The organism is uncultured Candidatus Thioglobus sp. (assembly GCF_963981275.1).
Lineage (GTDB): Bacteria > Pseudomonadota > Gammaproteobacteria > PS1 > Pseudothioglobaceae > Thioglobus_A.
Window position 1 is genome coordinate 53,483 of the sequence record NZ_CAXCCZ010000001.1, and the last position, 25,023, is coordinate 78,505.

Annotated in this window: 29 protein-coding genes; 12 read left to right on the forward strand and 17 right to left on the reverse strand. The window is 39.5% G+C overall.

The genetic code is table 11. The annotated features are described in order from the left end of the window. Window positions 1-9: 9 nt before the first annotated feature. From ABNR88_RS00280 to ABNR88_RS00295, 4 genes are all read left to right on the forward strand, one after another. The gene (locus tag ABNR88_RS00280; RefSeq protein WP_291925441.1) at window positions 10-348 is read left to right on the forward strand and encodes a cold shock domain-containing protein; all 339 of its coding nucleotides are present in this window, start codon (window positions 10-12) and stop codon (window positions 346-348) included. Next, window positions 349-954, forward strand: coding sequence for a transglycosylase SLT domain-containing protein (locus ABNR88_RS00285; RefSeq protein ID WP_348669736.1), 606 nt, complete (start codon window positions 349-351; stop codon window positions 952-954). Between the two features lie 70 nt (window positions 955-1,024). Next, window positions 1,025-1,321, forward strand: a complete 297-nt coding sequence (locus tag ABNR88_RS00290; protein ID WP_291925445.1) for a Rieske 2Fe-2S domain-containing protein — start codon at window positions 1,025-1,027, stop codon at window positions 1,319-1,321. Then, complete coding sequence (locus tag ABNR88_RS00295) at window positions 1,318-2,382, forward strand: anthranilate phosphoribosyltransferase (RefSeq protein ID WP_348669738.1); 1,065 nt, start codon at window positions 1,318-1,320, stop codon at window positions 2,380-2,382. The genes ABNR88_RS00290 and ABNR88_RS00295 overlap by 4 nt, the downstream gene beginning before the upstream one ends. 297 nt (window positions 2,383-2,679) lie before the next feature. Here the strand turns inward: ABNR88_RS00295 and ABNR88_RS00300 are convergent, their stop codons facing one another. From ABNR88_RS00300 to ABNR88_RS00315, 4 genes are all read right to left on the reverse strand, one after another. After that, window positions 2,680-3,174, reverse strand: a complete 495-nt coding sequence (locus ABNR88_RS00300) for a cytochrome P460 family protein (RefSeq protein WP_291925450.1) — start codon at window positions 3,172-3,174, stop codon at window positions 2,680-2,682. A 160-nt stretch (window positions 3,175-3,334) separates the two neighbouring features. Beyond that, window positions 3,335-3,763, reverse strand: coding sequence for a DUF6789 family protein (locus tag ABNR88_RS00305; protein ID WP_291925452.1), 429 nt, complete (start codon window positions 3,761-3,763; stop codon window positions 3,335-3,337). A 97-nt stretch (window positions 3,764-3,860) separates the two neighbouring features. Next, the gene (locus ABNR88_RS00310) at window positions 3,861-4,499 is read right to left on the reverse strand and encodes a hypothetical protein (protein WP_291925454.1); all 639 of its coding nucleotides are present in this window, start codon (window positions 4,497-4,499) and stop codon (window positions 3,861-3,863) included. Then, entirely contained in the window at window positions 4,492-5,040 is a 549-nt protein-coding gene (locus tag ABNR88_RS00315) for a sigma-70 family RNA polymerase sigma factor (RefSeq protein WP_291925459.1), read from the reverse strand. Before ABNR88_RS00315 ends, ABNR88_RS00310 begins: the two co-directional genes overlap by 8 nt. 90 nt (window positions 5,041-5,130) lie before the next feature. Between ABNR88_RS00315 and ABNR88_RS00320 the strand changes: the two genes are divergently transcribed. The 6 genes from ABNR88_RS00320 to ABNR88_RS00345 all read left to right on the forward strand — a co-directional run bounded on the left by ABNR88_RS00320 (window position 5,131) and on the right by ABNR88_RS00345 (window position 11,135). Further along, window positions 5,131-5,352, forward strand: a complete 222-nt coding sequence (locus ABNR88_RS00320; RefSeq protein ID WP_291925463.1) for a DUF2892 domain-containing protein — start codon at window positions 5,131-5,133, stop codon at window positions 5,350-5,352. A gap of 5 nt (window positions 5,353-5,357) precedes the next feature. Next, window positions 5,358-5,564: a hypothetical protein gene (locus tag ABNR88_RS00325; RefSeq protein ID WP_291925466.1), complete on the forward strand. Its 207-nt coding sequence runs from the start codon at window positions 5,358-5,360 to the stop codon at window positions 5,562-5,564. Next, window positions 5,565-6,533, forward strand: coding sequence for a DUF3179 domain-containing protein (locus ABNR88_RS00330; RefSeq protein WP_291925469.1), 969 nt, complete (start codon window positions 5,565-5,567; stop codon window positions 6,531-6,533). Window positions 6,534-6,647: 114 nt separating this feature from the next. Further along, window positions 6,648-8,114 carry an FMN-binding glutamate synthase family protein gene (locus ABNR88_RS00335; protein ID WP_291925471.1) on the forward strand — a complete coding sequence of 489 codons (1,467 nt, stop codon included), beginning with the start codon at window positions 6,648-6,650 and terminating at the stop codon, window positions 8,112-8,114. Further along, window positions 8,111-9,748, forward strand: a complete 1,638-nt coding sequence (locus ABNR88_RS00340) for an acetolactate synthase large subunit (RefSeq protein WP_291925472.1) — start codon at window positions 8,111-8,113, stop codon at window positions 9,746-9,748. The genes ABNR88_RS00335 and ABNR88_RS00340 overlap by 4 nt, the downstream gene beginning before the upstream one ends. Window positions 9,749-9,755: 7 nt before the next feature. Then, window positions 9,756-11,135 carry an aldehyde dehydrogenase family protein gene (locus ABNR88_RS00345; protein WP_291925473.1) on the forward strand — a complete coding sequence of 460 codons (1,380 nt, stop codon included), beginning with the start codon at window positions 9,756-9,758 and terminating at the stop codon, window positions 11,133-11,135. A 54-nt stretch (window positions 11,136-11,189) separates the two neighbouring features. On the opposite strand, the gene msbA is transcribed toward ABNR88_RS00345, so the two are convergent. Then, entirely contained in the window at window positions 11,190-12,911 is a 1,722-nt protein-coding gene (msbA, locus tag ABNR88_RS00350; RefSeq protein WP_291925475.1) for a lipid A export permease/ATP-binding protein MsbA, read from the reverse strand. A gap of 78 nt (window positions 12,912-12,989) precedes the next feature. Between msbA and ABNR88_RS00355 the strand changes: the two genes are divergently transcribed. Continuing rightward, window positions 12,990-14,630: a CTP synthase gene (locus tag ABNR88_RS00355; RefSeq protein ID WP_291925477.1), complete on the forward strand. Its 1,641-nt coding sequence runs from the start codon at window positions 12,990-12,992 to the stop codon at window positions 14,628-14,630. Next, on the forward strand, window positions 14,631-14,963 hold the full coding sequence (locus ABNR88_RS00360; RefSeq protein ID WP_291925479.1) for a hypothetical protein: 333 nt from the start codon (window positions 14,631-14,633) through the stop codon (window positions 14,961-14,963). A gap of 13 nt (window positions 14,964-14,976) precedes the next feature. Here ABNR88_RS00360 and der read toward each other — a convergent pair whose 3' ends face one another. The 12 genes from der to rpsF all read right to left on the reverse strand — a co-directional run bounded on the left by der (window position 14,977) and on the right by rpsF (window position 24,899). Continuing rightward, entirely contained in the window at window positions 14,977-16,383 is a 1,407-nt protein-coding gene (gene der, locus ABNR88_RS00365; RefSeq protein ID WP_291925481.1) for a ribosome biogenesis GTPase Der, read from the reverse strand. A gap of 12 nt (window positions 16,384-16,395) precedes the next feature. Beyond that, entirely contained in the window at window positions 16,396-17,010 is a 615-nt protein-coding gene (locus tag ABNR88_RS00370; protein WP_291925484.1) for a tetratricopeptide repeat protein, read from the reverse strand. Then, window positions 17,007-18,275, reverse strand: a complete 1,269-nt coding sequence (gene hisS / locus ABNR88_RS00375; protein ID WP_348669745.1) for a histidine--tRNA ligase — start codon at window positions 18,273-18,275, stop codon at window positions 17,007-17,009. Before hisS ends, ABNR88_RS00370 begins: the two co-directional genes overlap by 4 nt. Window positions 18,276-18,338: 63 nt before the next feature. Next, window positions 18,339-19,226 carry a nucleoside recognition protein gene (locus ABNR88_RS00380; protein WP_291925490.1) on the reverse strand — a complete coding sequence of 296 codons (888 nt, stop codon included), beginning with the start codon at window positions 19,224-19,226 and terminating at the stop codon, window positions 18,339-18,341. Beyond that, window positions 19,223-20,125 (reverse strand): 5'-nucleotidase, encoded by a 903-nt coding sequence (locus ABNR88_RS00385; RefSeq protein WP_291925493.1) that lies wholly within the window; start codon window positions 20,123-20,125, stop codon window positions 19,223-19,225. The genes ABNR88_RS00380 and ABNR88_RS00385 overlap by 4 nt, the downstream gene beginning before the upstream one ends. Next, entirely contained in the window at window positions 20,110-20,565 is a 456-nt protein-coding gene (locus ABNR88_RS00390) for a DUF1249 domain-containing protein (protein ID WP_348669747.1), read from the reverse strand. Before ABNR88_RS00390 ends, ABNR88_RS00385 begins: the two co-directional genes overlap by 16 nt. Continuing rightward, window positions 20,556-21,254: a metallophosphoesterase gene (locus ABNR88_RS00395; RefSeq protein ID WP_348669748.1), complete on the reverse strand. Its 699-nt coding sequence runs from the start codon at window positions 21,252-21,254 to the stop codon at window positions 20,556-20,558. Before ABNR88_RS00395 ends, ABNR88_RS00390 begins: the two co-directional genes overlap by 10 nt. Further along, the gene (gene alr / locus ABNR88_RS00400) at window positions 21,247-22,293 is read right to left on the reverse strand and encodes an alanine racemase (RefSeq protein ID WP_291925500.1); all 1,047 of its coding nucleotides are present in this window, start codon (window positions 22,291-22,293) and stop codon (window positions 21,247-21,249) included. The genes ABNR88_RS00395 and alr overlap by 8 nt, the downstream gene beginning before the upstream one ends. Window positions 22,294-22,307: 14 nt before the next feature. Next, entirely contained in the window at window positions 22,308-23,753 is a 1,446-nt protein-coding gene (gene dnaB, locus ABNR88_RS00405) for a replicative DNA helicase (RefSeq protein ID WP_291925502.1), read from the reverse strand. Between the two features lie 70 nt (window positions 23,754-23,823). After that, window positions 23,824-24,276, reverse strand: coding sequence for a 50S ribosomal protein L9 (gene rplI, locus ABNR88_RS00410; RefSeq protein WP_291925503.1), 453 nt, complete (start codon window positions 24,274-24,276; stop codon window positions 23,824-23,826). Between the two features lie 11 nt (window positions 24,277-24,287). Further along, window positions 24,288-24,542, reverse strand: a complete 255-nt coding sequence (rpsR, locus tag ABNR88_RS00415; protein WP_340187944.1) for a 30S ribosomal protein S18 — start codon at window positions 24,540-24,542, stop codon at window positions 24,288-24,290. A 9-nt stretch (window positions 24,543-24,551) separates the two neighbouring features. Further along, a complete protein-coding gene (gene rpsF / locus ABNR88_RS00420) occupies window positions 24,552-24,899 on the reverse strand; it encodes a 30S ribosomal protein S6 (protein WP_340187945.1) in 348 nt (115 codons plus the stop codon). Window positions 24,900-25,023 lie beyond the last annotated feature (124 nt).

Here is a 25,023-nt window from a genome sequence, read left to right on the forward strand (position 1 = left end):
GAGGAAGAAATGGCTAAAAAAATAAAGGGCGTGGTGGCACAATTTGGCACCAAGGGATATGGATTTATTACTGGTGATGATGAGGAAAAGTACTTTGTCCATCAAAAAAACATCTTTAACAAATCTCGTCTTAAAGCGGGCACAAGAGTTGTGTTTAAAGCTCAAGAATCAGAAAAAGGCTTGGTAGCAAGTGATGTAGAGCTTGAAAATGGTTCTGAAAAAGTAAACACATCAACCAACACATCTTCAGGTTTATCGGCTGGCACTATTAAGGCTGCCTTAAGTATTTTATTTATTGCCCAAGCTGTGGTGATTTATAAAGTATTTTTCACAAGTGTAGCTGGCTAAATGAAAAAACTGCTACCACTGTTACTATTACCCTTGTTTTTAACTGGCTGCTTTTCGACACCTGCAGTCACTGTTAATAACATTTGCACCTTAATGGATGAAGAGGTGAGTTGGTATCGTTCAGTTAAGGCGGTTGAGAAAAAATATGATGTCCCTGTGCACGTATTATTAGCAGTCGTATATCAAGAATCACGTTTTGCTTCAGATGCCAAGCCACCTAGAGAAAAGTTGTTTGGCATAGTGCCTTGGTTTAGGCCGACAACCGCCTATGGTTTTGCCCAAGCAGTGGATGGCACATGGGATTGGTACAAGCTTAAAACAGGCAATCATAATGCAGATCGAGATGATTTTGACGATGCTGTAGATTTTATGGGCTGGTACATGAATCAATCTAATAAGCGTTCAGGTGTTGCTAAATCAGATGCTTATCATCAGTATTTGGCATACCATGAAGGCCATGGCGGTTTTAATAAAAAAACTTACCAAAAAAAACCTTGGCTAATGAAAGTGGCTCGTAAAGTTGAAAATAATGCTAAGCGTTATAAGCGCCAGCTAAATCAATGTGCTTCCGAGCTAAATAGTAATAGTATTTGGAGCTTGTTTTAATCTGGCAGTCAAGATCCATTAGATTAGAACAAGTCGTACTTTTTTTGAGAAAGAAATAGCATTAACTACCATGTGGATAAAAGTCTTAGACAAAATACCAAAAGAAGGCACAATGAGTGCCTTTCAAGTTAAAGGAAAAAAGCTTTTTATAACACTAACAGGTGGTGAGCTATTTTGCGCTGAGAATCGTTGTCCACATGAAGATATCGAATTAACACTGGGTTGCTTAAAAAAAGGTAGTGTTGTGTGTTCGTTGCATGGCTTTAGTTTTGATTTGGCCACAGGTAAAAGCTCTGATAATGATGTGGATAATATGAAAACCTATCCAGTAAAATTAGAAAATAACGAAATATACATACAACTATGACTTCTACAGAATTAATGAAATCCATCATCCAGCGTATTGCTACGGGTCCAGAGTTAAGTAAAGATTTAGATTTTGACGAAACCAAGGCTGGCATGCAGACTATTTTGCGTGGCGAAATCGACGATGTGCAGTCAGCTATTTTCTTTATCGCTCTGCGTATGAAGCGTGAAACTGAAGAAGAAAATAAGGGTGTATTAGCAGCCATCTTGGCAGAGAGTGACAAGCAGCAAGTTAATGTCGATGATTTGGTTGATTTGGGTGATCCGTACAGTGGTTACAATCGCTCTATTCCGATTTCATCATTCTTGCCGGTGGTTTTGGCTGAGTTGGGCTTGCCGTGTGTAATACACGGATTAAATAGTGTTAGCCCTAAATTTGGGCTAACGCATAGGCACATTATTCAAGCAATGGGGCTGAATGCAGATCTTTCAACAGCTGAGGCTAAGACTAGGTTGGAAGATGGCTCAATTGGCTGGAGTTACATTGATCAAGCGAGCTACTGTAAGGGTTTGCACAATTTAGTGCCGCTTCGTGATCGTATTATTAAGCGTACGGTTATCAATACGGTAGAAACACTTATCACCCCACTTAGAGGTCGTAAAACGCATTCTATTTTGGGATATGTGCATAAACCTTATCCACCAAAATATGCCGCATTGGTAAAAGAATCTGGCATGGAAACAGCACTACTAATCCGTGGTGTTGAGGGTGGTGTGATTCCATCATTGCGCCAAAAAGGTTTAATGGTGTCTTATGAAGGTATTGATGAAAAAGACCGTGTTGATATCGAACCAACATCATTAGGTATTGAGCAGGACATGCGTGCAATTTCTTTTCCGGCTGACATGGATGTGCATAACAACATTAATGAACTGGCAGACTACACAGTTAAACTTGGCAAAGCAGCCCTATCAGGTGAGAAGGGTATGTTTTATGATGGTCTGGTGTTAAGTGCCTCATTGGTGCTTTGGCACACCAAGAAAGTCACGTCACTACTTGAGGCAGCTGATTTGGTACGAAGTGCACTTGACTCTGGTAAGGTATTAGCTAGGCTGAAATAGGAAATTAACCAGCTATTTAGTTTTATCTGCTTTAAAAAAGTATCAGAAACCCAAAAGCCACTTAATAAGCGGCTTTTGAGCAGAGGGAGTTTTATTTTTTAGCTATGTGAAGCAGGGGCTGCGCACAGTTCTCGTTTGGTAAAGTATCTGCGTAAAACAACAGCAGGGCTGTAACCTTTTTTAATCAGTTTTTTACTTGTCTTTTTGTCATTTATATATCCTTTGTTTTAAATAGTGTTCATTTGTATATACGCAATCAATTTGCTAATAGTTTCAAAAAATATGATTTTATTTCAATTAATTAACAATGGTTATTTCAGCGTTAACTTTTGCGTTGTGCGTAAAGACAAGATCATTGCCCGATGCAGCTTGATGACAAGCAATACAGCCTTTATCTTTACCAGCTCTGGTGATAGAGTTTTTTACAAATAACTCGCCATTAGGCTTGTATTTAGCCCAAAACCAATCCTTATGTGCCGGATCATAATCAGGTCTTTTTTGCATAACTGTTAGTGCTTTAAGCCATTTTTTAGGATCTTTAGCAACTTTCTCAGGGGTGATACTTGGTCCACCATAATTAAACTTAACAATGGTTCTTTGACCGTTGATATTGCCTTCTACTACCGCTCTAACTGGTCCGTGCGGTGGGCCGCCAACGTATAGGTTTTGAGGTGCTTGCATGAATGATTTTTGTTTTAATTGTTCAAATAAATTCTTAGCGATTTCTTGATCTGTTTGTGCAAAAGCACTGGCTGATAACGTTATTAGTGTGGCGATTATGGTTTTTTTCATTTTTTTTATCCTTGTTTTTTTATATTAATATTGCTGCTTTTTGTAACAGTACTTAGTTATACGAGTAGGTTTTAAAATAGTTTCAAAATAATAATAAAAAAAATTTGATTAAATTTTAGACGTTAAAAAAGCCGCTCATAGAGCGGCTTTAAGTTATTTCTTAGCTTTTAGTTGATTCACCTTTGGCGTAAACTGCGCCTAATACTGCACCAAAGACAATGTGGCCAATCAAACTACCGATGATAGCCATCATATCACCACCTGACCAAAAACCATTACCCATCATCGGCATCATCATAGATTGTGCAATAACAAATGGAATCATCGCAAAGATAATACCGCGAACGGCGTATGAGCCACTCAGTCTGTTAATAAAGACCGACGCATAAACTGCTGTTAGTACGATACCAACCACAAAGTGTATCATCCAACCAGCCATATATGGCATTGCCATCATTGGATTGTTAGTGCCTAGCATCGTACCAAAATCCATTTTAGGCATCCCCATCATGGGTGCTACCATAACGGCCACAATTGACATAACCGCTGTTGCTGCGATACCGGCTGTCATTACTTTTGTTGTATTCATTTTTTCACCTCTTTTGTTATTAATAAATATCGTCTTGTTAACGACACTTAGTTATACGAGGTGTATTTTAAAAGAGTTTCAAAATAATTAAAATAAGTTAAGAGATTTGATTGCGATACTCAATACGAGTTGGTTGATTCATTGGCTTATCAGATGATTCAATAGAAATAATTGCTTCACCACCTTGAAGCATTTGGGCGATTTTTGGACTCATGGATACCGTTTTATTGCCACTATTAGGTAGGGTACTAACGAAGTAAGTTGCCCCATCTTTTTGTACCCACAAGGCGCATACTTCATTTTTCCCTACTAACATTGGGCTAACTGAGGCAATTGATAGTTTGCGGTTGTCAATATCAGCATTTACTTCCCAGCCTACTTTAGCATTAATAATAGCCATGGAGTATGAATCGGCTACTGGTGATGTTTGTTGAAATAACATCAGACTGCCAAATGCCATAAATATAGCAGGTAGCACATACAGCCACATTCTGAAACGCGACATGAGCGTATCTTGCCAAGTTTCTTTTTCGGATTTAATTTTTTGGCTAATGTTGTTCCAGATTTTTTTACTACTGTCTTTGTCGAGTGGTGCTTGTAATTGTAAGGCAGATAGCTTTAAGTGAGCTTGCTCTACTTCTGTTAAGAATTCTGGTGTCAGTTCAATGTCGGCTTTTTCTTCTTTACTTAAAAGACCTAATGCATATTCATAAGCAAGTGTATTTTGATTAGGCATGTGCAGCCTCCAAGCATTTTTTTAAAATAGGTAATGATCTTGATACCCAGGTTTTAACAGTGCTGACTGGTGAGCCAACCGCTTTGGCGATGTTGTCATAAGTGAGGCCGTTAAAATAAGCCATAAACACCACGGTTTTTGATTCTGCTTTGAGTTGTCCTAAGCAATCATGCAATTGCTTACTGGCGTCTTTTGCTTCTAAGCTGTCCAAAAAATGCACCTGATCGTCTTTAATAATGCTCATTTCAAAGTCATCTTGAATGGGTAGCTCGTGCTTGCGCACGTAATCAATTGCATGGTTTCTAGCAATGGTGGACATCCATGTCATCATATTGGCCCTCGTAGTATCATAGGTTTCGATTCGATTCCATATCTTTACATAAGTCTCCTGTAGGCAATCCTCAGAGAGTTCTTTTCTCTTTAATATACGGATGATGACACCAAAAAGACGCACAGAGGTCAATTTATATATTTTTTCAAAATTTTTCTGAGTTTTGTTTTGTTGTAATTTGTCAAAGTAATAATCCAGATTTTTATCCATGATTGAAACTATTAGGAAAGATACAACGTATTTTAAAGTGTAGAAGAGATAAAAAGCATATTTAATCCAGGTAGCAATAAGGAGTTGGTGATGACAGTTGATAAGGGTATTAAGATATTAAGCGGAACCATGGTGATTATTTCAGTACTATTAGGTATGAATCTGAGCGATGCCTGGTTTTACTTAACTTTGTTTATAGGGTTTATGTTGATACAGTCGGCTTTTACAGGGTTTTGCCCTTGTGGAGGTTTGGCTAAAGTTTTAGGGGCTAAAGAGATATCTTGCGCTCGCAATAAAACAAAATCGGAGTAGTGGCAATGAGTATGACTTTAAAAGAATGCAAAGCATTAATACAATCCAATCCGTGTTATGCGCCTCAAGCGATTGCAATGTATTACGAGGATCAACAAAATTTTGATCCTGAACGAAAATGGCAAGCAAAGTTTTCAACCTATAGTACCTGTCGATATATCGATTATGGCAATACTCATTGGGATATTAATAAAAAAAATAGCGAGGTTTAAATGAAAGTCACTAATCAGTTAAAAAGTATTATCATTATTATTGGGATTACGTCTGCGGTGTTTGTGAGTAGCTGCAATGCTCAAAACTCCCCCTCTAAAAATGGTTTTGATTTATCTAATGCAAGCATTCCTGTCGAAAAAATATTGTCTGGTGGACCTGGAAAAGATGGTATTCCTGCGATTGATCACCCAGTGTTGGTCGACAAAGATCAGGCTGATTTTATCAAAGACAGTGATCGAGTATTAGCATTGACAATTGGCAGCGTCGCTAAAGCTTATCCTATTAATATTTTGAACTGGCATGAGATTGTGAATGACAAAATTGGCGATCAAGCCTTTGTTGTTACTTACTGTCCATTATGTGGGACAGGGGCGATATTTTCAGCAGATATCAGGGGTAGACATTCTAGTTTTGGTGTATCAGGGTTGTTGTATAACTCCGATGTGCTTTTGTATGATGACCTGACAGAATCATTATTTTCTCAAATTTTATCTAAAGCGGTTAGCGGTCCGTTAGTTGGTGAGCATCTAAAGCCACTCGTTAGTACGCATACCACCTGGGGAAAATGGAAAGAGCTACATCCAAATACTCAGATTTTATCAACCAATACTGGATATGCAAGAGACTATACGCGTAACCCTTATGAGGGCTATGCATCTAGTAGGGTGTTATATTTTCCAGTGCCAAGTTCAACAGGTAGCCCTGGTTCTTTCCATCCCAAAGAAACTGTGGTTGGGTTGATTGATGGGAATCGAATTAAAGCTTATCCATTTAGTGAGCTAAATAAAAATAACCAATCCAGTTTTAAGGATTTAATTGCCGGAAAGCAGTATCAAATTATATGGGATGGTCAGAATAAATCCGCTCAAATTAAAGATGAAAATGGCCAGATAATTCCCACTATTCAAGGCTTTTATTTTGCTTGGATGGCGTTTTATCCAGACTCAGAAGTATACATATTAAAATAATAAAAATTTCTTTGGATTAACGGTTGAATTTATCCTGATTAGGCGTAAGATGACCTTAAAATATTCGGGGGAATAATGGACTCGTTTGAGACATCCAATACAGTTTTAAATATAATGCCAACCTTATTTGTTTGGCTATTAGGGATAGTATTCGCCATTATTATGGTGACTTTTATTTTTGACGTCACGCAAAGTAAAAATGCCATTCTAAGAAACTACCCAGTAGTAGGTCATTTTCGCTACCTATTTAGCAATTTAGGCGAATTTTTTCGTCAATATTTCTTTGCCATGGATAGAGAGGAGATGCCTTTTAATCGTGCTGAACGTGAGTGGGTAAATCGCGCCTCAAAAGGTAAAGATAATACGATAGCTTTTGGGTCGACAAAAAATCTTAACATCCCTGGTTCAACCATCTTTATTAATTGCCCTTTTCCAATGCTTGATAGTGATGCTGTAGAAACTAGGACAGTGACAATTGGCGAGAGTTACAGCAAGTACCCTTACGCGGCGAAATCAATTTTCAATATTTCAGGTATGAGTTATGGCGCTATTTCTAAGCCTGCCGTATTGGCCTTATCTGCAGGTGCCAAAATAGCAGACTGTTGGATGAATACAGGTGAGGGTGGTTTGAGTCCTTATCATCTTGAGGGTGGTGCAGATTTGGTTTTTCAGATTGGTACCGCTAAATATGGCGTCAGACATGAAGATGGTAGTTTAGATGATCAAAAATTGGCAGATATTGCTGAGCACGATCAAGTAAAAATGTTTGAAATAAAAGTTTCTCAAGGCGCCAAACCTGGCAAAGGAGGTATTTTGCCGGGCGTTAAGGTGACAGAGGAAATTTCAATTATTAGAGGTATACCAAAAGGTGTGGAGTCAAACTCCCCTAATCGTCATGTTGAAATCTCTAATGCCAGTGAATTGCTAGATATGATTAATCATGTTCGAGATGTTACCGAGAAGCCGGTTGGTTTTAAAACAGTTATTGGCCATATTCGTTGGTTAGAGGCTTTGTTGGATGAAGTGAATAAACGTGGCATTCAAAGTGCACCTGATTTTATTACCGTTGATGGTGGTGATGGTGGCACGGGTGCAGCGCCTATGGCACTAATGGATAACGTGGGTCTACCACTAAAAGAAGCATTACCCTTAGTGGTGGATAAAATCATGCAATGTGGCTTGGAAGATAGAATTAAAGTGGTTGCCTCTGGAAAAATGATCACCCCATCCGATGTGGCTTGGGCAATTTGTGCAGGCGCTGACTTTGTTACTTCAGCACGTGGATTTATGTTCGCTATTGGCTGTATCCAATCACTAAAATGCAATAAAAACACCTGTCCAACGGGTGTTACAACGCACAATAAGCGCCTACAAAAAGGCTTAGATCCTAAGAGTAAATCAGTTAAAGTTGCAAACTATGTTAATAATATGACTAAAACAGTCGAAGTGATCGCACACTCGTGTGGTGTTGAAGAGGTGCGTCTTTTAAATCGAGCGCACGTTAGAATTGTTCAGGTTGATGGCAAGTCTATTCCTATGAATGAATTATGCCCAATATGTGTTGAAGGAGATAACGAATGAAGGCGTCAGACCTATTTGTAAAAGCGTTAGAAAATGAGGGTGTAGAGTATATTTTTGGCATTCCTGGTGAGGAGAATCTAGATTTACTCGATTCATTGCGAGGTTCAAAAATCAAATTTATTTTAACCCGTCATGAGCAGGCCGCCGCCTTTATGGCGGCCACTTATGGTCGTTTAACAGGTAAAGCTGGCGTTTGTTTGGCAACTTTAGGTCCAGGTGCAACAAATTTAGTCACCGCTATTGCCTATGCGCAGCTTGGCGCTATGCCTATGGTGGTGATCACAGGGCAAAAGCCAATTAAAGCAGGTTTACAAGGAAAATTCCAAATTTTAGATATTGTTAGAATGATGGAGCCTCTGGTTAAGGACTCTGATCAAATTGTTTATGGAAGGCAGATTCCTGCGCTGGTTCGCGGTGCGTTTCGTATTGCTGAAGAAGAGCGTCCAGGTGCAGTACATTTGGAATTGCCAGAGGATATTGCCAGAGAAGAGGTGGAAGATGAAAGTGTCTTTCCTAGACAGACGATCCACCGAGTGTTCGCTAGTGATCGTGCCATTGAGAAAGCGGTTAAAGTTATTAAAGCCGCCAAAAGACCATTATTACTCGTGGGTGCAGGTGCTAATCGTAAACGTATTCGCAAGCCGTTGTCAGATTTTGTTAATAAGACAGGGATTATGTTTTTCAACACCCAAATGGGCAAGGGTGTTTTAAGTGGCGATGACTCTCATTTTATTGGAACCGCTGCATTCTCCTCAAAAGATTATGTACATGAGGCTATCAAGGCGGCTGATTTAATTATTAATGTGGGTCATGACATCATTGAAAAACCACCTTTTATCATGAGAGGTAATGAGCAAAAAGTCATTCATGTTAATTTTCATTCTGCACAAATTAAAGACATTTACTACCCGCAAGTTGAAGTGGTCGGCAATATTTCCAACACCATGGACCGGATTAATGAGGCTCTCGATGAGTGTTATGCTTGTAATCGAGATTGGATTAAACCAATTCGTGAAAAAACTAGAGCGGCCATTCACTCCTTGGATGATGATACTTCTTTCCCAATGTTGCCACAACGCGTGGTATCAGATGTGAGAAAAGTGCTTGACGACGATGGCATTGTCTCATTAGATAACGGCATGTTTAAGCTTTGGTTTGCCAGACATTACCATACCCATCAGCCTAATACCTTGTTGTTAGATAACGCTTTAGCAACTATGGGTGCTGGCTTGCCAGCAGCAATGACTTGTGCACTGATGTATCCTGATCGTCAAGTGGTTGCAGTATGTGGTGATGGTGGCTTTATGATGAACTCTCAGGAGTTGGAAACTGCTGTAAGACTTAAACTTAATTTAATCACCATTATTTTTAATGATAGTGGTTATGGCATGATTAAATGGAAACAAGCAGGGCAAGAATTGCCTGATTTTGCACTTGATTTTAATAACCCAGACTTCGTAATGTATGCACAAAGTTATGGTGCCACTGGCCATAGAATTGGCTCAAGTGAAGAGTTAATCCCTATCATGAAGCAAGCATTTAAAGAGGGTGGTGTGCATGTGATTGATCTGCCAATTGATTACTCACAAAACACCAAAACATTGCTCGATGATTTAAAGCAATTTAATAACTAGGATGGATATGTCAAATTTATTACACGTTAAGCAGGCCTATACCGGTAAGGTGTTAAAAACACTAGAAATGCATGATAGTGAGCAGGTAAATAGTATGTTAGAGACCGCTCAAGCGCTACATCAACAAGGTGCCTTGCCTATTTATGAGCGGGTTAATATATTAAGAAAATTGGCTGATTTGGTGGCTAATGAGCACGAACAATTTTCACAACTTATTGCGAACGAGGGTGGCAAGCCAATTCGAGATGCTCGCGTTGAGGTAACGCGTGCAGTTGGCGGTATTCATATTGCAATTGCTGAAATCCAAAAAATCCAGGGTGACGAGATACCCATGGATTTAAGCGCTGCTGGCGCTGGTAGAAAGGCTTTTACAATTATGGAGCCGATTGGCGTTGTGGTGGCGGTTAGTGCTTTCAACCATCCGCTAAATTTAGCCATTCATCAAGTGATTCCTGCTGTGGCAGCAGGTTGTCCAGTGATTATCAAGCCAGCAGCTGTGACACCATTATCTACTTTGCGCTTGGCTGAGCTAATTGCACAAGCGGGCCTGGCTGACGGCTGGGTGCAAGTTGCACTCACCAATCGAGAAAATTCTGAAAAACTGGTAACCGATTCACGAGTTGCCTTTTTTAGCTTTATTGGTTCTGCACAAGTTGGTTGGTATCTAAAATCAAAACTAGCACCAGGTGTGCGTTGTGCGCTGGAGCATGGCGGCGTAGCGCCACTTATTTTTGATCAATATACTGATGAAGTGGGATTTGTTAATGGCGTGGTGAAGGCAAGTATGTATCACTCAGGTCAAGTTTGTGTTTCTGTTCAACGTGTATATGTACCGCAAGAGAGAGCCGATGAGCTGGCGCAAAAAATTGCCGATATTGCTGCTAAGCAGATTGTTGGTGATGCGATTAATGAAGACAGCGATTTAGGTCCACTTATCTTGCCAAAAGAAACTGACAGGATAGAATCATGGGTTGATGAGGCCGCTACACAGGGTGCGCAGGTAATTACAGGCGGTAAGCGTATTAACGCGGTGAGTTATGAGCCGACTGTTTTGCTTAATCCTTCCAAACAATCCAAGGTTTCTACTCATGAGATTTTTGGACCTGTTGTTTGTGTGTATGGTTATCAAGATATTAATGAGGCGATTGCAGATGCTAACAGCCTGGATGTTTCATTCCAAGCAGCTGTATTTAGTGATGATGTTTCTAAAGCCATGGATATTGCAAAAAAACTAGAAGCCTCAGCAGTGATGATTAATGATTACACCACCTTTAGAGTAGACTGGATGCCATTTGCAGGGCGTAAGCACTCAGGTTATGGTGTTGGCGGTATTGGCTACAGCATGAAAGATATGCTTGAGCACAAAATGCTGGTTATTAAAAATTAACTACAACTTTTTATTTTATCAATAAGAGTAGAGGTTGATGACTTCCGGATTTTGCTAGGTTTTAAACTGATGATTGTGTAGGGAGGCGTATTCACCTTTCTGATCAAGCAACTGTTGATGAGAACCTTGTTCAATGATATTTCCCTGGCGCAAGACGATAATTCTGTCAGCTTTTTGAATGGTGCTCAATCTGTGTGCAATGATAATGGTGGTGCGATCTTTTTGCATTTCATCAATTGCAGCTTGCACCTGTTTTTCTGTTGCCGAGTCAAGTGCTGAAGTAGCTTCATCTAAAATAAGAATTGGACTATCTTTGGCAATCGCTCTGGCGATAGCTAGGCGTTGGCGCTGACCACCCGAAAGTTTGGTGCCATCTTCACCGATTTCACTATCAAAACCATATTCCATTTGCTCAATAAACTGGGCAGCATTAGCAACTTTAGCAGCATGCTTAACCTTTTCATCGCTCATTACATCGGCTTGTCCAAGTGCAATATTGCCTTTAATAGTGTCATTAAATAAACGCACATTTTGATCAACAAAAGAGATTTGAGCGCGCAATGAGTCAATATCAAAATCGTTAATATCAACGCCATCTATCGTAATAGAGCCTTGTGTTGGGTTATAAAACCGAGCAATTAATTGAATAATGGTGGTTTTTCCACTGCCAGTGGAGCCAACAAGGGCAATAGTTTCACCCGGGGTGATATCTAAATTAATGCTATTAAGAACTGTTTTGTTATCTTGATAGGCAAATGAAACGTTGTTGAATTTAATACCACCTTTTGATCTTGATAAGACTTTTGACCCTTGGTTTTTCTCCTCGGTTTCATCAATAAGACCAAAAACACTTTCGCCAGCAGCCATGGCAGTTTGCAGAGGTTTGTTAATGTTAACCAAACTTTTGGCTGGTTTAATCAGCATGCCCATGGCAGTAAAGAAAGACAAAAATTCACCAGCACTCATTTGTAAAGAGGTTGAGGAAAAATACACCACACTGCCCAAAGATAGTCCAATTAAAATATTGACAAAACCAGTATTGAATGCACCTGTCATGTCAACTTTAAAGCGTTGTTGACGAATATTCTTAATAAGATTATTAAACTTAGAGCTCTCTTGGTTTTGTGCGTGATAAATTTTAACCAGTGATGATCCAGAGATATTTTCATCCAATAGGTGTGTCATGTTGCCCATTGATTGTTGTACCTTGGTACTGGCACTACGCATACGATTTGATGACAGTTTGACGGCTAAATACACCAGAGGTAGAAGAATAATTAAACTCAAACTAAGTTGCCAATTTTTATAAAATAAGTAGCCAATGAGAATGACAACTGTCATGGATGATTTGATAAAATCAAGCCAAATAGTAGAGGCGGCTGCAGCAATTTGTTCGACATCAAAAGTAAGTTTTGATAAAGTTTTTCCAGTGGGATTTTTGTCAAAATAAGACTTAGGTAATTTGAGTAATTTGGCAAACATAGCCTCTCTCAAATCCATAATAACTTTGTTAGATACCCATGAACTGGCCGCTGTTGAGGTGAGTGCAAAAACAGAGCTCAAAACAATAATACCAAACAGTGCCAGTGCATAAATAAAGGCCGAGCTTTCACTACGCTCACCCGCAAATAGCTCGTCAACAATTTGTCCGGTAATTTCTGGAATGGCACTTTCTAGAGCGGTTGCCAGCATCATCATCACTGAGGTGAAGATGAGTTTGCCGATATGTGGCTTTAAATAAACAAATAAGCGAGAAACAAACTGTTTGTACTGCATAGGTAAAAAATTGATTTCGACAGCTCCATATTCTACACAGTTTTGTGTATCATAACCATTTCAACTTTGTTACTTTTTATGGCAACAAAATACATCTTTATTACCGGTGGTGTTGTATCTTCACTTGGTAAAGGTATCGCTTCAGCTTCTTTAGCCTCTATCCTAGAATCGCGTGGTTTAAACGTAACCATGCTTAAGCTCGACCCTTATATTAATGTTGATCCGGGTACCATGAGTCCTTTTCAACATGGTGAGGTTTTTGTAACTAACGATGGTGCGGAAACCGATCTTGATTTAGGTCACTACGAGCGTTTCATTCGTCAGCAGTTAGGCAAAAAAAATAACTTCACTGCAGGTCGTGTTTATGAAAATGTCATTGAGCGTGAGCGTCGTGGTGACTATCTTGGTGCAACGGTTCAAATTATTCCGCACATTACCAATGAAATTAAAGCATTGGCTCAAGCAGGCGCTAAAGGTGCTGATGTGGCGCTGGTTGAGATTGGTGGTACGGCAGGTGACATTGAATCACTGCCTTTTTTAGAAGCAATCAGACAAATGAGTCTTGAGCTGGGTCGTGACAACACACTGTTTATTCACTTAACCTTACTGCCTTATATTAAAGTAGCGGGCGAGTTAAAAACTAAGCCAACACAGCATTCTGTTAAAGAATTGCGCGGCATTGGTATTCAGCCAGATATCTTAATTTGCCGTTCGGAGCATCCACTGCCTGATGCAGAGCGCGCCAAAATTGCACTATTTACTAACGTTCCAGAAGATTCTGTCTTTACCTCATTAGATGTAGATACCATTTACAAAGTTCCTAGGGCATTGCACGAACAAGGCTTGGATGATGTTGTTATTAAAAGACTTCACCTTGATTGCCAGCCAACAGATTTAAGCGAATGGGATGAAGTTATTAAAAAACTTAACACACCTAAATCTAGTGTTGATATTGCCATGGTGGGTAAGTACATTGACTTAACAGAAGCTTATAAGTCTTTGTCTGAAGCGCTACTTCATGCGGGTATTAATACTGCTACAAAGGTAAACATTCATTATTTTGACTCTGAAGAGATTGAAAAAAATGGCACGGATTGCTTAAGTGAAATGAGCGCTATATTAGTACCAGGTGGTTTTGGCAATCGAGGTGTTGAAGGTAAGATTGCAACAGCACAGTATGCACGTGAAAACAAAATTCCGTACTTGGGTATTTGTTTAGGTATGCAGGTTGCTGTTATTGAATATGCTCGTAACGTGGCTGGTATGACCGATGCCAATAGTACTGAGTTTAATCAAAACACGCCTTATCCAATTGTTGGTCTGATCACTGAGTGGCAAGATGAAGATGGAAGTACTCAAACTCGTAGTGAAGATTCTGATTTGGGCGGTACGATGCGTCTGGGTGGTCAAGAGTGTGCAATGGTTGATGGCACTAAGTCAAGAGAAATTTACGCCCAAGGTATCATCACAGAGCGCCACCGTCATCGTTATGAAGTGAATAACACGCTGATTGAGCAAGTTGAAAAAGCAGGCTTGGTGGTTTCGGGAAAATCTATTGACGGTACTTTGGTTGAGATGGTTGAGGTGAAAGATCACCCTTGGTTTATTGCTTGTCAATTCCACCCGGAATTTACCTCTACTCCAAGAGATGGTCACCCATTATTTGAAAGTTTCATTCAAGCAGCTAACAAGGCGCATAACTTAATCCTATCTTCTTAAGTGTTTAAAAAAGTTTTAAAGCATTGGGATAGCGATGATTTTCCCCAGTATTTTAAACACGCTTTCAACACCTTAAAACTTGAAGATTTACCCCTTTTTCAACACTGTACCCATAGTGGTGTTATTGATGAAGATAGTGTCGAAGTTAGGGTTTTATCACGCTCAATGGATGAGCAAATTGCACACCTAACCATTGGTGTATTTTTTTGCGAGGTGTTATCAGGTTGCGCTTGTAGTGATGATCCTTCTCAAGCTATGATGCTTGAGAATTCCTATTGCGAACTGCGTATGGACATTGACTGTACTAGTGCACAGATAGAATTTTTAGACTGAACAGTTTTAACAATTAACGCTTTTTTCTCTTCTTGATAAACTGCATTAAACGACGTTTTTTAGTCACTTGACGTGCGCTGAGTTCGTTCTTATTGTCTTTAAATGGATTCTCTCCACTCTTATATTCGATTCTCAGCGGTGTATTGGTTAACTTTAGTGCATTGATAAAGAAATTCTTCAAATAACGATCATACGCATTAGGAACGTTCTGAAGATGGTTGCCGTGAAAGGTAAGTGTTGGCGGAAAAACATCTGTTTGGTTAACGTATTTAATTTTCAAACGTCTACCTTTGACCGGTGGCGGCTGATGACCTGCATTGGCACTCTCTAAAATTTTATTTAAAGTTGAGGTGGAGTGCTGGGTGCTGGCATTTTTGTAAGACTTGATAATAGGCTCAAAAAGCTTACCAACACCCGATCCATGCAAGGCAGAAATATAATGCACACTCGCATAATTGACAAACGAGAGCTTAACATCTAATTTTCGTTTAACTTCTGATTTTTGATATTCGTCTAGACCGTCCCACTTATTGATCACAATTAGTAGCGCTCGGCCTTTATCAGCAATCATGCCAAGTAGCGTTGCATCTTGCTCGGTAACCCCTTCACGAGCATCCAACACCAAAATAACCACATGCGATCGATCTAGCGCATCAATGGCTTTGATAATGGAAAAAATTTCAATTTTTTCATGAGTAGAGCGTTTGCGTCGTATGCCCGCTGTATCAATTAGTGTGTATTTTTGACCTTCACGCTCAAAAGGTATATAGATGCTGTCACGTGTTGTACCAGGCATGTCAATTGCCAATACTCTCTCTTCACCTAGGATTCGGTTAATCAGAGTTGATTTTCCAACATTGGGTCTACCCAGTACAGCCACGGCAATACCATCTACTTCCTCGATTTCCTCCTCTTCTTGCTGAGGTAGTAATGGCAAGGTGTGATCAATTAAGTCGGCAATCCCTTGCCCATGTTCTGCTGAAATTAGCCAAGGTGTGCCAAGGCCTAATTCATAAAATTCAGCAGCCATTGCCTCGTCTAATCCTTCTGATTTGTTACACACAAGAACCACTTCTTTTTTAAGTCGTCTTAGGCGAGAAGCAATTTCTAAATCTAGACCAATAACACCATCTCGACTGCTAACAATAAAATAAATAACATCTGACTCTTCAAGAGCGTTCAGCACCTGACCTTGGATGCCACTATCAACAACATTATCTTCATTGGTAAGACCGCCAGTATCGATAATAGTGGCAAAAGTTTCACTGTCATCATCGAGCAAAACTTCCGCATATTGACGATCACGTGTTAAACCCTCAAAGTCAGACACCAGCGCCTGACGAGAATGACTTAGTCGGTTAAATAAGGTAGACTTGCCCACATTTGGGCGTCCAACAAGAGAGATGGTAGGTAAGCCCATGGTGATTTATAGTTAGTTAAGGTCGGCCAGTTTAATACTGATTAAACTTTGCAGTTCAGAATCTTTAGAGATCTGACTTAAAGCAAGCTTGTAGTGTTCTTTAGCTTTTTCAATTTGGTTGTTAGCAGTATAAATATCCCCTTTTAATTGACTGTATAAGCCATTAAATTCCCCAGGATTTTTACCATTGAGTGTCTCAATAGCTTGCTTGAATTTGCCCATTTCAAGTTGTATGGTTGCCATTCTCATTGTTGCAACAATAGCGATCAAATCGTTCTCAGCATTCACCAAGCCAGATAGGTGCTGTAAGGCAGATTCATAATCTTGTTTTTTAACTGCAGATTTTGCCAACATTAAAATAGCTTGTTGCGTATAGCCACTGTCAGCATGGTTAGCACTTAATGCATCAAAAGCGGCTTCATTGTTCGCAGAGGTTGTATTCAGATAAAGCGATCTTGCCTCAACAGATTGCTGTTGCTGATAAGTTTTGTAAGCGCCCAATCCCCAAATTCCACCCAGACCAAGTGCAATGCCAACAATAATCTGTAGACTATTATCCTTAAGCCATTTTTTGATTTGCTGAGCTTGCTCGTCTTCAGTTTCGCCTATTTCAATAAAATTTTTCATGTGTAATCCTTAAAATACTTAATCGCCTCATCAAGACTTAGCGTTTGTTGCTGTTCTTGAGATTTTAATGGTTTAATGCTTACTTGGTTATTATTTAACTCTTCTTCGCCCAAGATAAGTGCAAAGTCAGCGCCAGCTTTATCTGCCTTTTTAAATTGACTCTTAAAACTGCCTAGAGTAATGTCATTATAGATAATTGCACCAGCAATAGCCTCATGAAGAGTGTTGGCTATTTGCATCGATTTTAGCTGAGCCTGCTCATTTGGCGTAATGATGTAAATAGCAAGCTGTTGATTGGTGATGGCAATTTTTTGTTCTTCTAAAAGTAAAATTAGACGCTCTAGGCCGATAGCCAGTCCAACGGCAGGGGTTGGCTTGCCCCCCATTTTTTCGACCAAGCCATCGTAGCGTCCGCCTGCACAGATTGTGCCTTGTGCGCCCAAGTCAGTTGTGGTCCATTCGAACACGCTGCGATTGTAATAATCAAGACCACGAACTAGACGTGTATTGATAACAAAATCAATATTTAAAATATTTAAATAAGCTTTAAATTGTTCAAAATGTTGAGCAGATTCTTCATCTAAATGTTCCATCAGTTTTGGCGCATGGTTGATTAAAGCCTGCATGTCTTTATTTTTACTGTCAAGAATCCTCAATGGATTGGTCTCAAGGCGCCTTAAGCTGTCTTCATCGAGTTGGTCTTTATGTGCTGAAAAATACTCAACCAAAATCTCTCGATAGCTTTCTCTAGCTTCGCTTGAACCAAGGGTGTTAATTTCAAGCGTGACATTTTTCAAGCCCAACTTTTGCCATAAGCTGTGCGTTATCATCATTAACTCTGCATCGACTTTGGCATTGGGTGCGCCAAATACTTCAAGACCCACCTGGTGAAATTGACGGTAACGTCCTTTTTGAGGGCGCTCATGCCTAAACATAGCACCTTGGTAAAAGACTTTTTGAATACCTTCACGTGGCAAATTGTGTTCAATCATCATGCGCACACAACCGGCAGTTCCTTCGGGGCGTAGGCTTAAAGAGTCGCCATTAGTCTCATGCCAAGAGTACATTTCCTTTTCCACGATATCGGTTGCTTGGCCGATAGCACGACAAAAAGTGTCAGTTTTTTCAACCACAGGCGTACGAATATTCTTATAGCCGTAAGAAATAAATAAATCAGCAATGGTGCGTTCTACAAATGCCCAAAGATCAGAGTCTTTGGGTAGTAGATCGTTCATGCCACGAATGGCCTGGATTTTTTTGCTCATTTTAGATATCTGAGATAATATTAAAGGGCTATTTTACCAATAATTACTAAGATTTTTCCCGTATTAAGTATCACTAACTTTGTAATAAGTAAAAAGGATAAAAAACACCAGAGTGGCAAAAAATAAACGAATACCAATAAGTAGAAAAATATCTGCACCGAAAAAGACAAATAGTAGAGTGTCCTCAATAATAGCGTGAGCCACCATCAGAAAATAACACACTGAAATAATTTGTCTTTTACTCATATAGCGAGCTTCTTTTAATAGCACACCTGCGCCATAAGTAATACCAATAAGCAAGCCGGTGATAAGTGCCATAATGGTGCTGAGGTGGTGATCAAATTTTTGTAAAAATTTAAACCCTTTGATCACGGTAACGATAAAAATAACCAGACTAACTAGAGCAATAATTTCAATCGTCAGCACAACCGCTTCACGACTTTTTTGTAATATAAAGTCGGTGAAATTGTCCGGGGTTGTAAGTGTGGTTTGATATAGGGCGCTGGCAACATGGTCTGGATTGTCAAACAAAAGCTCTGTTGGAATAATTAACAGCGGTGTGAGCACTACAAACGCCATGATTAATCTAAAACTAACGGAGTGAATCCAATCAACACCCAGTTTTTTCATAATGGCTGACTCGACTGGAATGGAGTGCAATACACCCAAGAAAAGCCCTAGTATTGTCCAATCATAAACGCTTAATCCTAGTGGGGCAGCAAAAGCAATGGCAGCATATAAATTCAGAAAGACTCCTGATGCTAATGCAAGGGCCGCTTCTGGTGGTAGATTAAGTAGGGTGGTGAAAGGTTCAAACACTTGAGCGATAATTGGCATTAGCTCAAAATACATCAGCAATTCTGCCAATAAAAAGTAAGGGATGACTGTAGATACAATAATTTTAGCAGTGGAGACCGAACTACTTAAAAATGCTTGAGTGTCAAAATTCACGAATTAGAAATACCATTAGGAACGTGTCCAGTAGGGACATATTGAGAGGCGGATTCGCAGTGTGAGTGTTGATCATCAAAGAAGATGTCTGCACTAAATTCTTTTAAGAATACGCCTTTATCCAGACCGCCTAAAAAGAAGGATTCATCAATACGAATACCCCATTCACGCATAGTGTGAATAACCCGTTTATGCGAGGGGGCAGAGCGTGCAGTGACGAGCGCTGTACGAATTGGGTTATTCTCAACAGGAAAGGCTGATTGAATCTTGTGCAATGATTTTAAAAAACACTTAAATGGCCCGGCTTTAAGCTCTACATTGGCAGATTTTCGCTCATTTTCTTCAAAGGCATCAATGCCTTTTTCTTGGAATATTTTCTCTGCTTCATCGGAGAAAATTACCGCATCACCATCAAAGGCGATTCTAAGCTGGGTTTCGTGAGCACCTTGCGAACTTGTGCCAACAATGGAGGCAGCTGCAAATCCAGATTCTAACGCTTTTTGCACATCTTGGTAATTACTTGATAAGAATAAATCAGCTTCAAAGGCACCAACCAGATTATGTGTAGCCTCACCACGAGTAAAGGCTGCACGAGAAATATTAAGTCCGTAATGTTCAATTGAATTAAAAATTCGCAAACCTGTATCTGCGCTGTTTCTAGAAAGCAAGATAACATCAATTGGATTTTTCTTGGTGTTGAGTGTGAGTAGTTTTTTCACCAAAGAAAATCCGACACCAGGCGGTAAAATCACTTCTTCATTTTCTTCTTGATGTTTGGCATACGCCTCAACTCCTTGTTGTTTGAAGATTTGATGAGACTCATCTAAATCGAATAAGGCTCTAGATGAAATTGCTACTACAAGCTTGTCTTTTGCTTTTGGGTCTACAGAGTCTGCCATGATTTTCCTTGATATTTGTCCAAACAATAATCCAACCACTTCTCAAGAAAGAGGTTTAATTCCCATTGTATATTCATGTCGCTACATTGTGTTAGATATGGATGATCACTATTTAATACAGTTTCGTTGCAAACTGAAAGCACTTCCACTAGCTGAGCATCAAAATAAATTTTAAACTTAATATCTGGCTTGTGAATGTCGTTTTGAAAAATGTGAGTCAGCGTGAAAATTGCTGTATGAGCAAAACATTGATCAACAATTAGATGCAAATCTGGATGATTAGAATGGCGAATAACACTGCTATGAGCAGTTTGTTTAATAAGCGGAATAAGCTTGAATATTTTTTGATAATTTATTTCAAACAGTTGCGACACGTCGCTATACGTCTTTGCTTGTCGTGAATTGTACAAATTATGTAAATATTGAGCGTCTAAATCCATTGTGTTTTAAGGTTAATTGTTCCGTTTTGGTTGAGTTCATACTCATTAAAACCAATTCTTGTTTCCTGGTTAAATTGTAAGGCGGTCGATGGGCAAGAGATAATCCTTTTATCTAATTGAGAGAATTCACCGGCCTCATGTGCATGACCAAAAATAATCATACGTATTTTAGAGTGTTTGTCCAACACTTGAAACAAATCCAATGGGTTTTCCAGTGATAATTCATCATCCCAACTGCTGTTCATTGGCACAATCGGATGATGCAAAGTAATTATGATGTGTTCAGCACTGGAATTTAAACAGGCTTTATCCAGTTCAAAAAGTGCTGTGCTAACAACCAGGCCACTGGTTTTTCCAACTTGTACCGAGTTAATTTTAATAATTTCCCAATTGTCCAACTTAAAACTGTTGAATAAGTTTTCTTTAAAAACCTCTCCTAGATTTTGTGCATGATCATGATTACCCTCAATTACAAAAATCGGTTGCTTAATGGGGGATAGTATTGATTTTAAAATCTGATAAGAGCTTGTAGTGCCGTGATGCGTCAAATCACCATTAATCAGTAGTGCATCAAATTTACTACTTTGGAGGCGTTCAATAACAGATTGAAGATTTTGTTGGGAATCAACCCCCATAGCGATGCGCTGATCGTCAATATGACAATCACTAATTTGAATAAGCTTAGGCATGCTGAGTAAAGGTTACGCGAGCGCTAACCCCAGTTAAAAGCTCGTAGCCAATGGTATCGCTATAGGCGGCAATTGTCTCAACTCGAAGCTTGTCATTTCCCCATAAAATAGCGCGATCACCAACCTGAGCATTTATCTTGCCAACATCCACACAAATCAGATCCATCGATACACGGCCAGCTAAAGAGCATAAGGTATTATTAATGAGGACTGGTGTGCCATTTTTAGCATGTCGAGGATAGCCATCGCCATAACCGATACCAACAATGGCAATTGTTGTATCTTTATTAGCCTGCCAAGTGGCGCCGTAGCCAACGCTTTCTCCTGCTTTGACTGATTTTAAGCTGAGAATGGGTGCAGATAACTCCATAGCGGGCAGTAATTGTTGGTTAATGCTGGCAAATGGTGAGACGCCATACAGCATTATGCCCGGACGAACAAAATCAAAATGCGATTCACGCAAGGATAAAATTGCAGCGGAATTAGCCATGGACTGGGGAAACTCTTGCGTATTAAGCTGATTAAAGTATTTGAGTTGCTGAGTGTTTTTAATGTGTTCAGGCTCATCCGCACAAGCAAAATGACTCATGATGCATTCGATATGAATATTTGAGTTATTTTGCAGTTGGCTTAAGCTTTGCTGTAGTTGCACATTTGAAAGGCCCAAACGGTACATGCCGGTATCAACCTTAATCCATACTTTAATAGGACTTTTGCAATTGTTAAGATGCTCAAGTTGGGTGATATCATGAACAACAATTTGGCAATTTAGCTGGATAGCTTCGTGTAAGTCGTTTTCACTAAAAATCCCGGATAAAAGTAAAATTGGCTTTTGGGTTAACTCGCGTAATTTTTGCACTTCACTGAGTTCGCTAACAGCGAGTATGTCAGCTGTAAATAAAGGCTTGGCTAATTCAAGATGATGCCCATAAGCATTGGCCTTGACCATACTGACAATTTTTGCCTGAGGGGCGTATTTGCGAACAATCGATAGATTATGCGCTAATGCTGATTGTGAGATGGCTGCGACAGCATGCATAGGCGCTTAAAAAGCTAAAAAGCCTCTTGATCGAAATTGGAGATGTTGTTATTGTAAGCGGCATCCATTTGTTCATCAGGCATGCCTTGAAATTGGTCTTCATTGGCCAAATCTTCAAAGCGCGCATATTCACCAATAAAGGCCAGTTTAAGTCTGCCTGTAGATCCATTTCTATGCTTGGCAATTTGCAAGTCTGCCTTACCAATTTCTTCAGGATTTGAGTAAGAGTCATCATGGTATTGTTGATCACGATAGATAAAAGCAATGATGTCTGCATCTTGCTCAATTGATCCAGATTCACGCAAGTCTGACATTTGTGGCATACGACCTTTGCCAGCTTTAGGGCGTGATTCTACGCCACGGTTAAGCTGAGATAGGGCGATAACAGGCACATTAATCTCTTTGGCAAGCGCCTTAAGAGATCGAGAAATTTCTGAAATTTCTTGAACGCGGTTGTCACTCTTGCCGTGAACCACCATGAGCTGTAAATAATCCACCATAATTAGTGATAAATCAGGATACTGACGCTTAAGGCGACGACACTTGGCTCGAATTTCTGTTGGGGTGATAGAAGGGGTTTCGTCAATTAAGACGGTTGATTTTTCTAGTGCCAAAACTGCATGATTAAAACTATTCCAATCGGTTTCAGTCATGGTGTCTTTTAAATTTTCACCCTTAATATGGCCAAACGAGGTAATCATGCGCATCACCAAAGATTCTGTCGGCATCTCTAGACTGAATACAGCAACAGGCTTTGGCTCTTTAGCTGTGATAGCCACATGCTCAACAATATTCATTGAAAAGGCAGTTTTACCCATCGAAGGTCGACCTGCAACAATAATCAAATCACCATTTTGCAGCCCGGAGGTAATCTTATCTAGCTCAGTAAAGCCAGTTTCTAAGCCTGTCACACCTTCAGTTTCTTGCATTTCATGCACACGATTCACCACATCTTTAATGATATCTTTGACATTGATAACATCTTGCTTGCCACGAGTAACCTGCTCTGCAATTTCAAAAATTTTCTTTTCAGAAAGATCAATCAGCTGCTGCACTTCCATTTCTTTAGGGTTGTAAGCCGTATCTGCAATTTCATGACTAGCGATAATCAGTTGACGATAAACACTAAGCTCACGCACATGTTTGGCATAGGCTTCAATATTTGAAATACTTGGGGTATTCTCCGCAATTTGTGCCAAATAAACAAAGCCGCCAATGGTTTCTTCATTGCCCGTTTTCTTAACATGCTCTTTGACCGTCAAAATATCAGCAGGCTGGTCATGATGCATGAGTGTGGAGATGGCCTCAAAAATAATTCGATGAGAAGCGTTATAAAAATCAGCTTCAGTAAGGATATCAGCCACCTGATCCCAAGCGTCGTTATGTAGCAGTAGGCCACCCAAAACAGATTGTTCTGAGTCTAGGGAATTAGGTGGAATTTTGAGGTTTTCAATGTTCATAGGTTTGTCTAAAAAATAAAAAACCCTCTTGCGAGGGTTCTTAATTTTAACTCAATTTTAAGTTAAATTTTTACTCTTCTTCTTGCGCTTCTACAACCACTTTAATGGCAACTGAAATTGAAGAGTGCAACGTAACGCTGACGTCGTATTCACCAGTATGGCGAATAGCTTCTGGCATATTAACATTGCGTTTTTCAACTTCAAAACCAGCAGTAGCTAGGCTTGCAGAAATATCAGCAGTTGTGATAGAGCCAAATAACTTGCCTTCATCACCAGCATTTGCAGCAATTGTGCAAACTGTACCAGCCATCTTAGCTTCAATTGTTTGTGCATCTTTAAGGCTTGCTGCTTCTTTAGCTTCTAAGCCAGCTTTAATAGTTTCAAACTCGGCTAAGTTTGCTTTTGTTGCTGGCTTAGCTTTGCCTTGAGGGATTAAAAAGTTACGAGCATAACCCGCCTTTACATTCGCAAGATCGCCTAAGGCGCCTACTTTTTGAATGGTTTCTAATAAAATTACTTGCATGATCAGAACTCCTATTTCTTGTGCTTATCAGTGTAAGGAATAAGGGCTAAAAATCTAGCTCTCTTAATGGCAGTAGTTAACTGACGCTGGAATTTAGCGGTAGTACCTGTCATTCTTGATGGTGTGATCTTGCCACTTTCATCAATATTCTTTAATAATGTATCAACATCTTTATAGTCAATCTTAGTAACACCTGCCGCTGTAAAACGACAAAAAGAATTAACTTTAATTAGAGGTCTACGCTTTCTCTTTTGTTGCTTAGCCATAATATTCTCCTATTTTCTAACTGGTTTTTTATCTTCGTCTTTAGCAGTCATCATAATTGAAGGCTCAGTGATCGCTTTATCTTCAGAAAGGATTAAGTTTCTAAGGATCGCGTCATTAAAACGGAAGTTATAGTTAAGCTTATCAAGCGTATCTTGATCACATTCAATATTCATTGATAAGTAATGCGCTTTATAAATTTTGTTGATTGGGTAAGCTAGGTGCTTACGGCCCCAGTCTTCTTCTCTATGAATTTGTCCACCACCTGTTGTGATGATTTCTTTGTAGTTATCCATCATTGTGCTTACTTGAGCCGATTGGTCAGGGTGCACAATAAGTGTAATCTCATAATGTCTCATGAGTTGTCTCTCCTTATGGTTATTAATAATAGCTTGGAACACCATGTTCTCAAGCAAGGGAGTGGGTATTTTATACTAGTTGTGCTCTTTTCACAATAGTGTTTAGCGCTTTCTTATAAGTCTT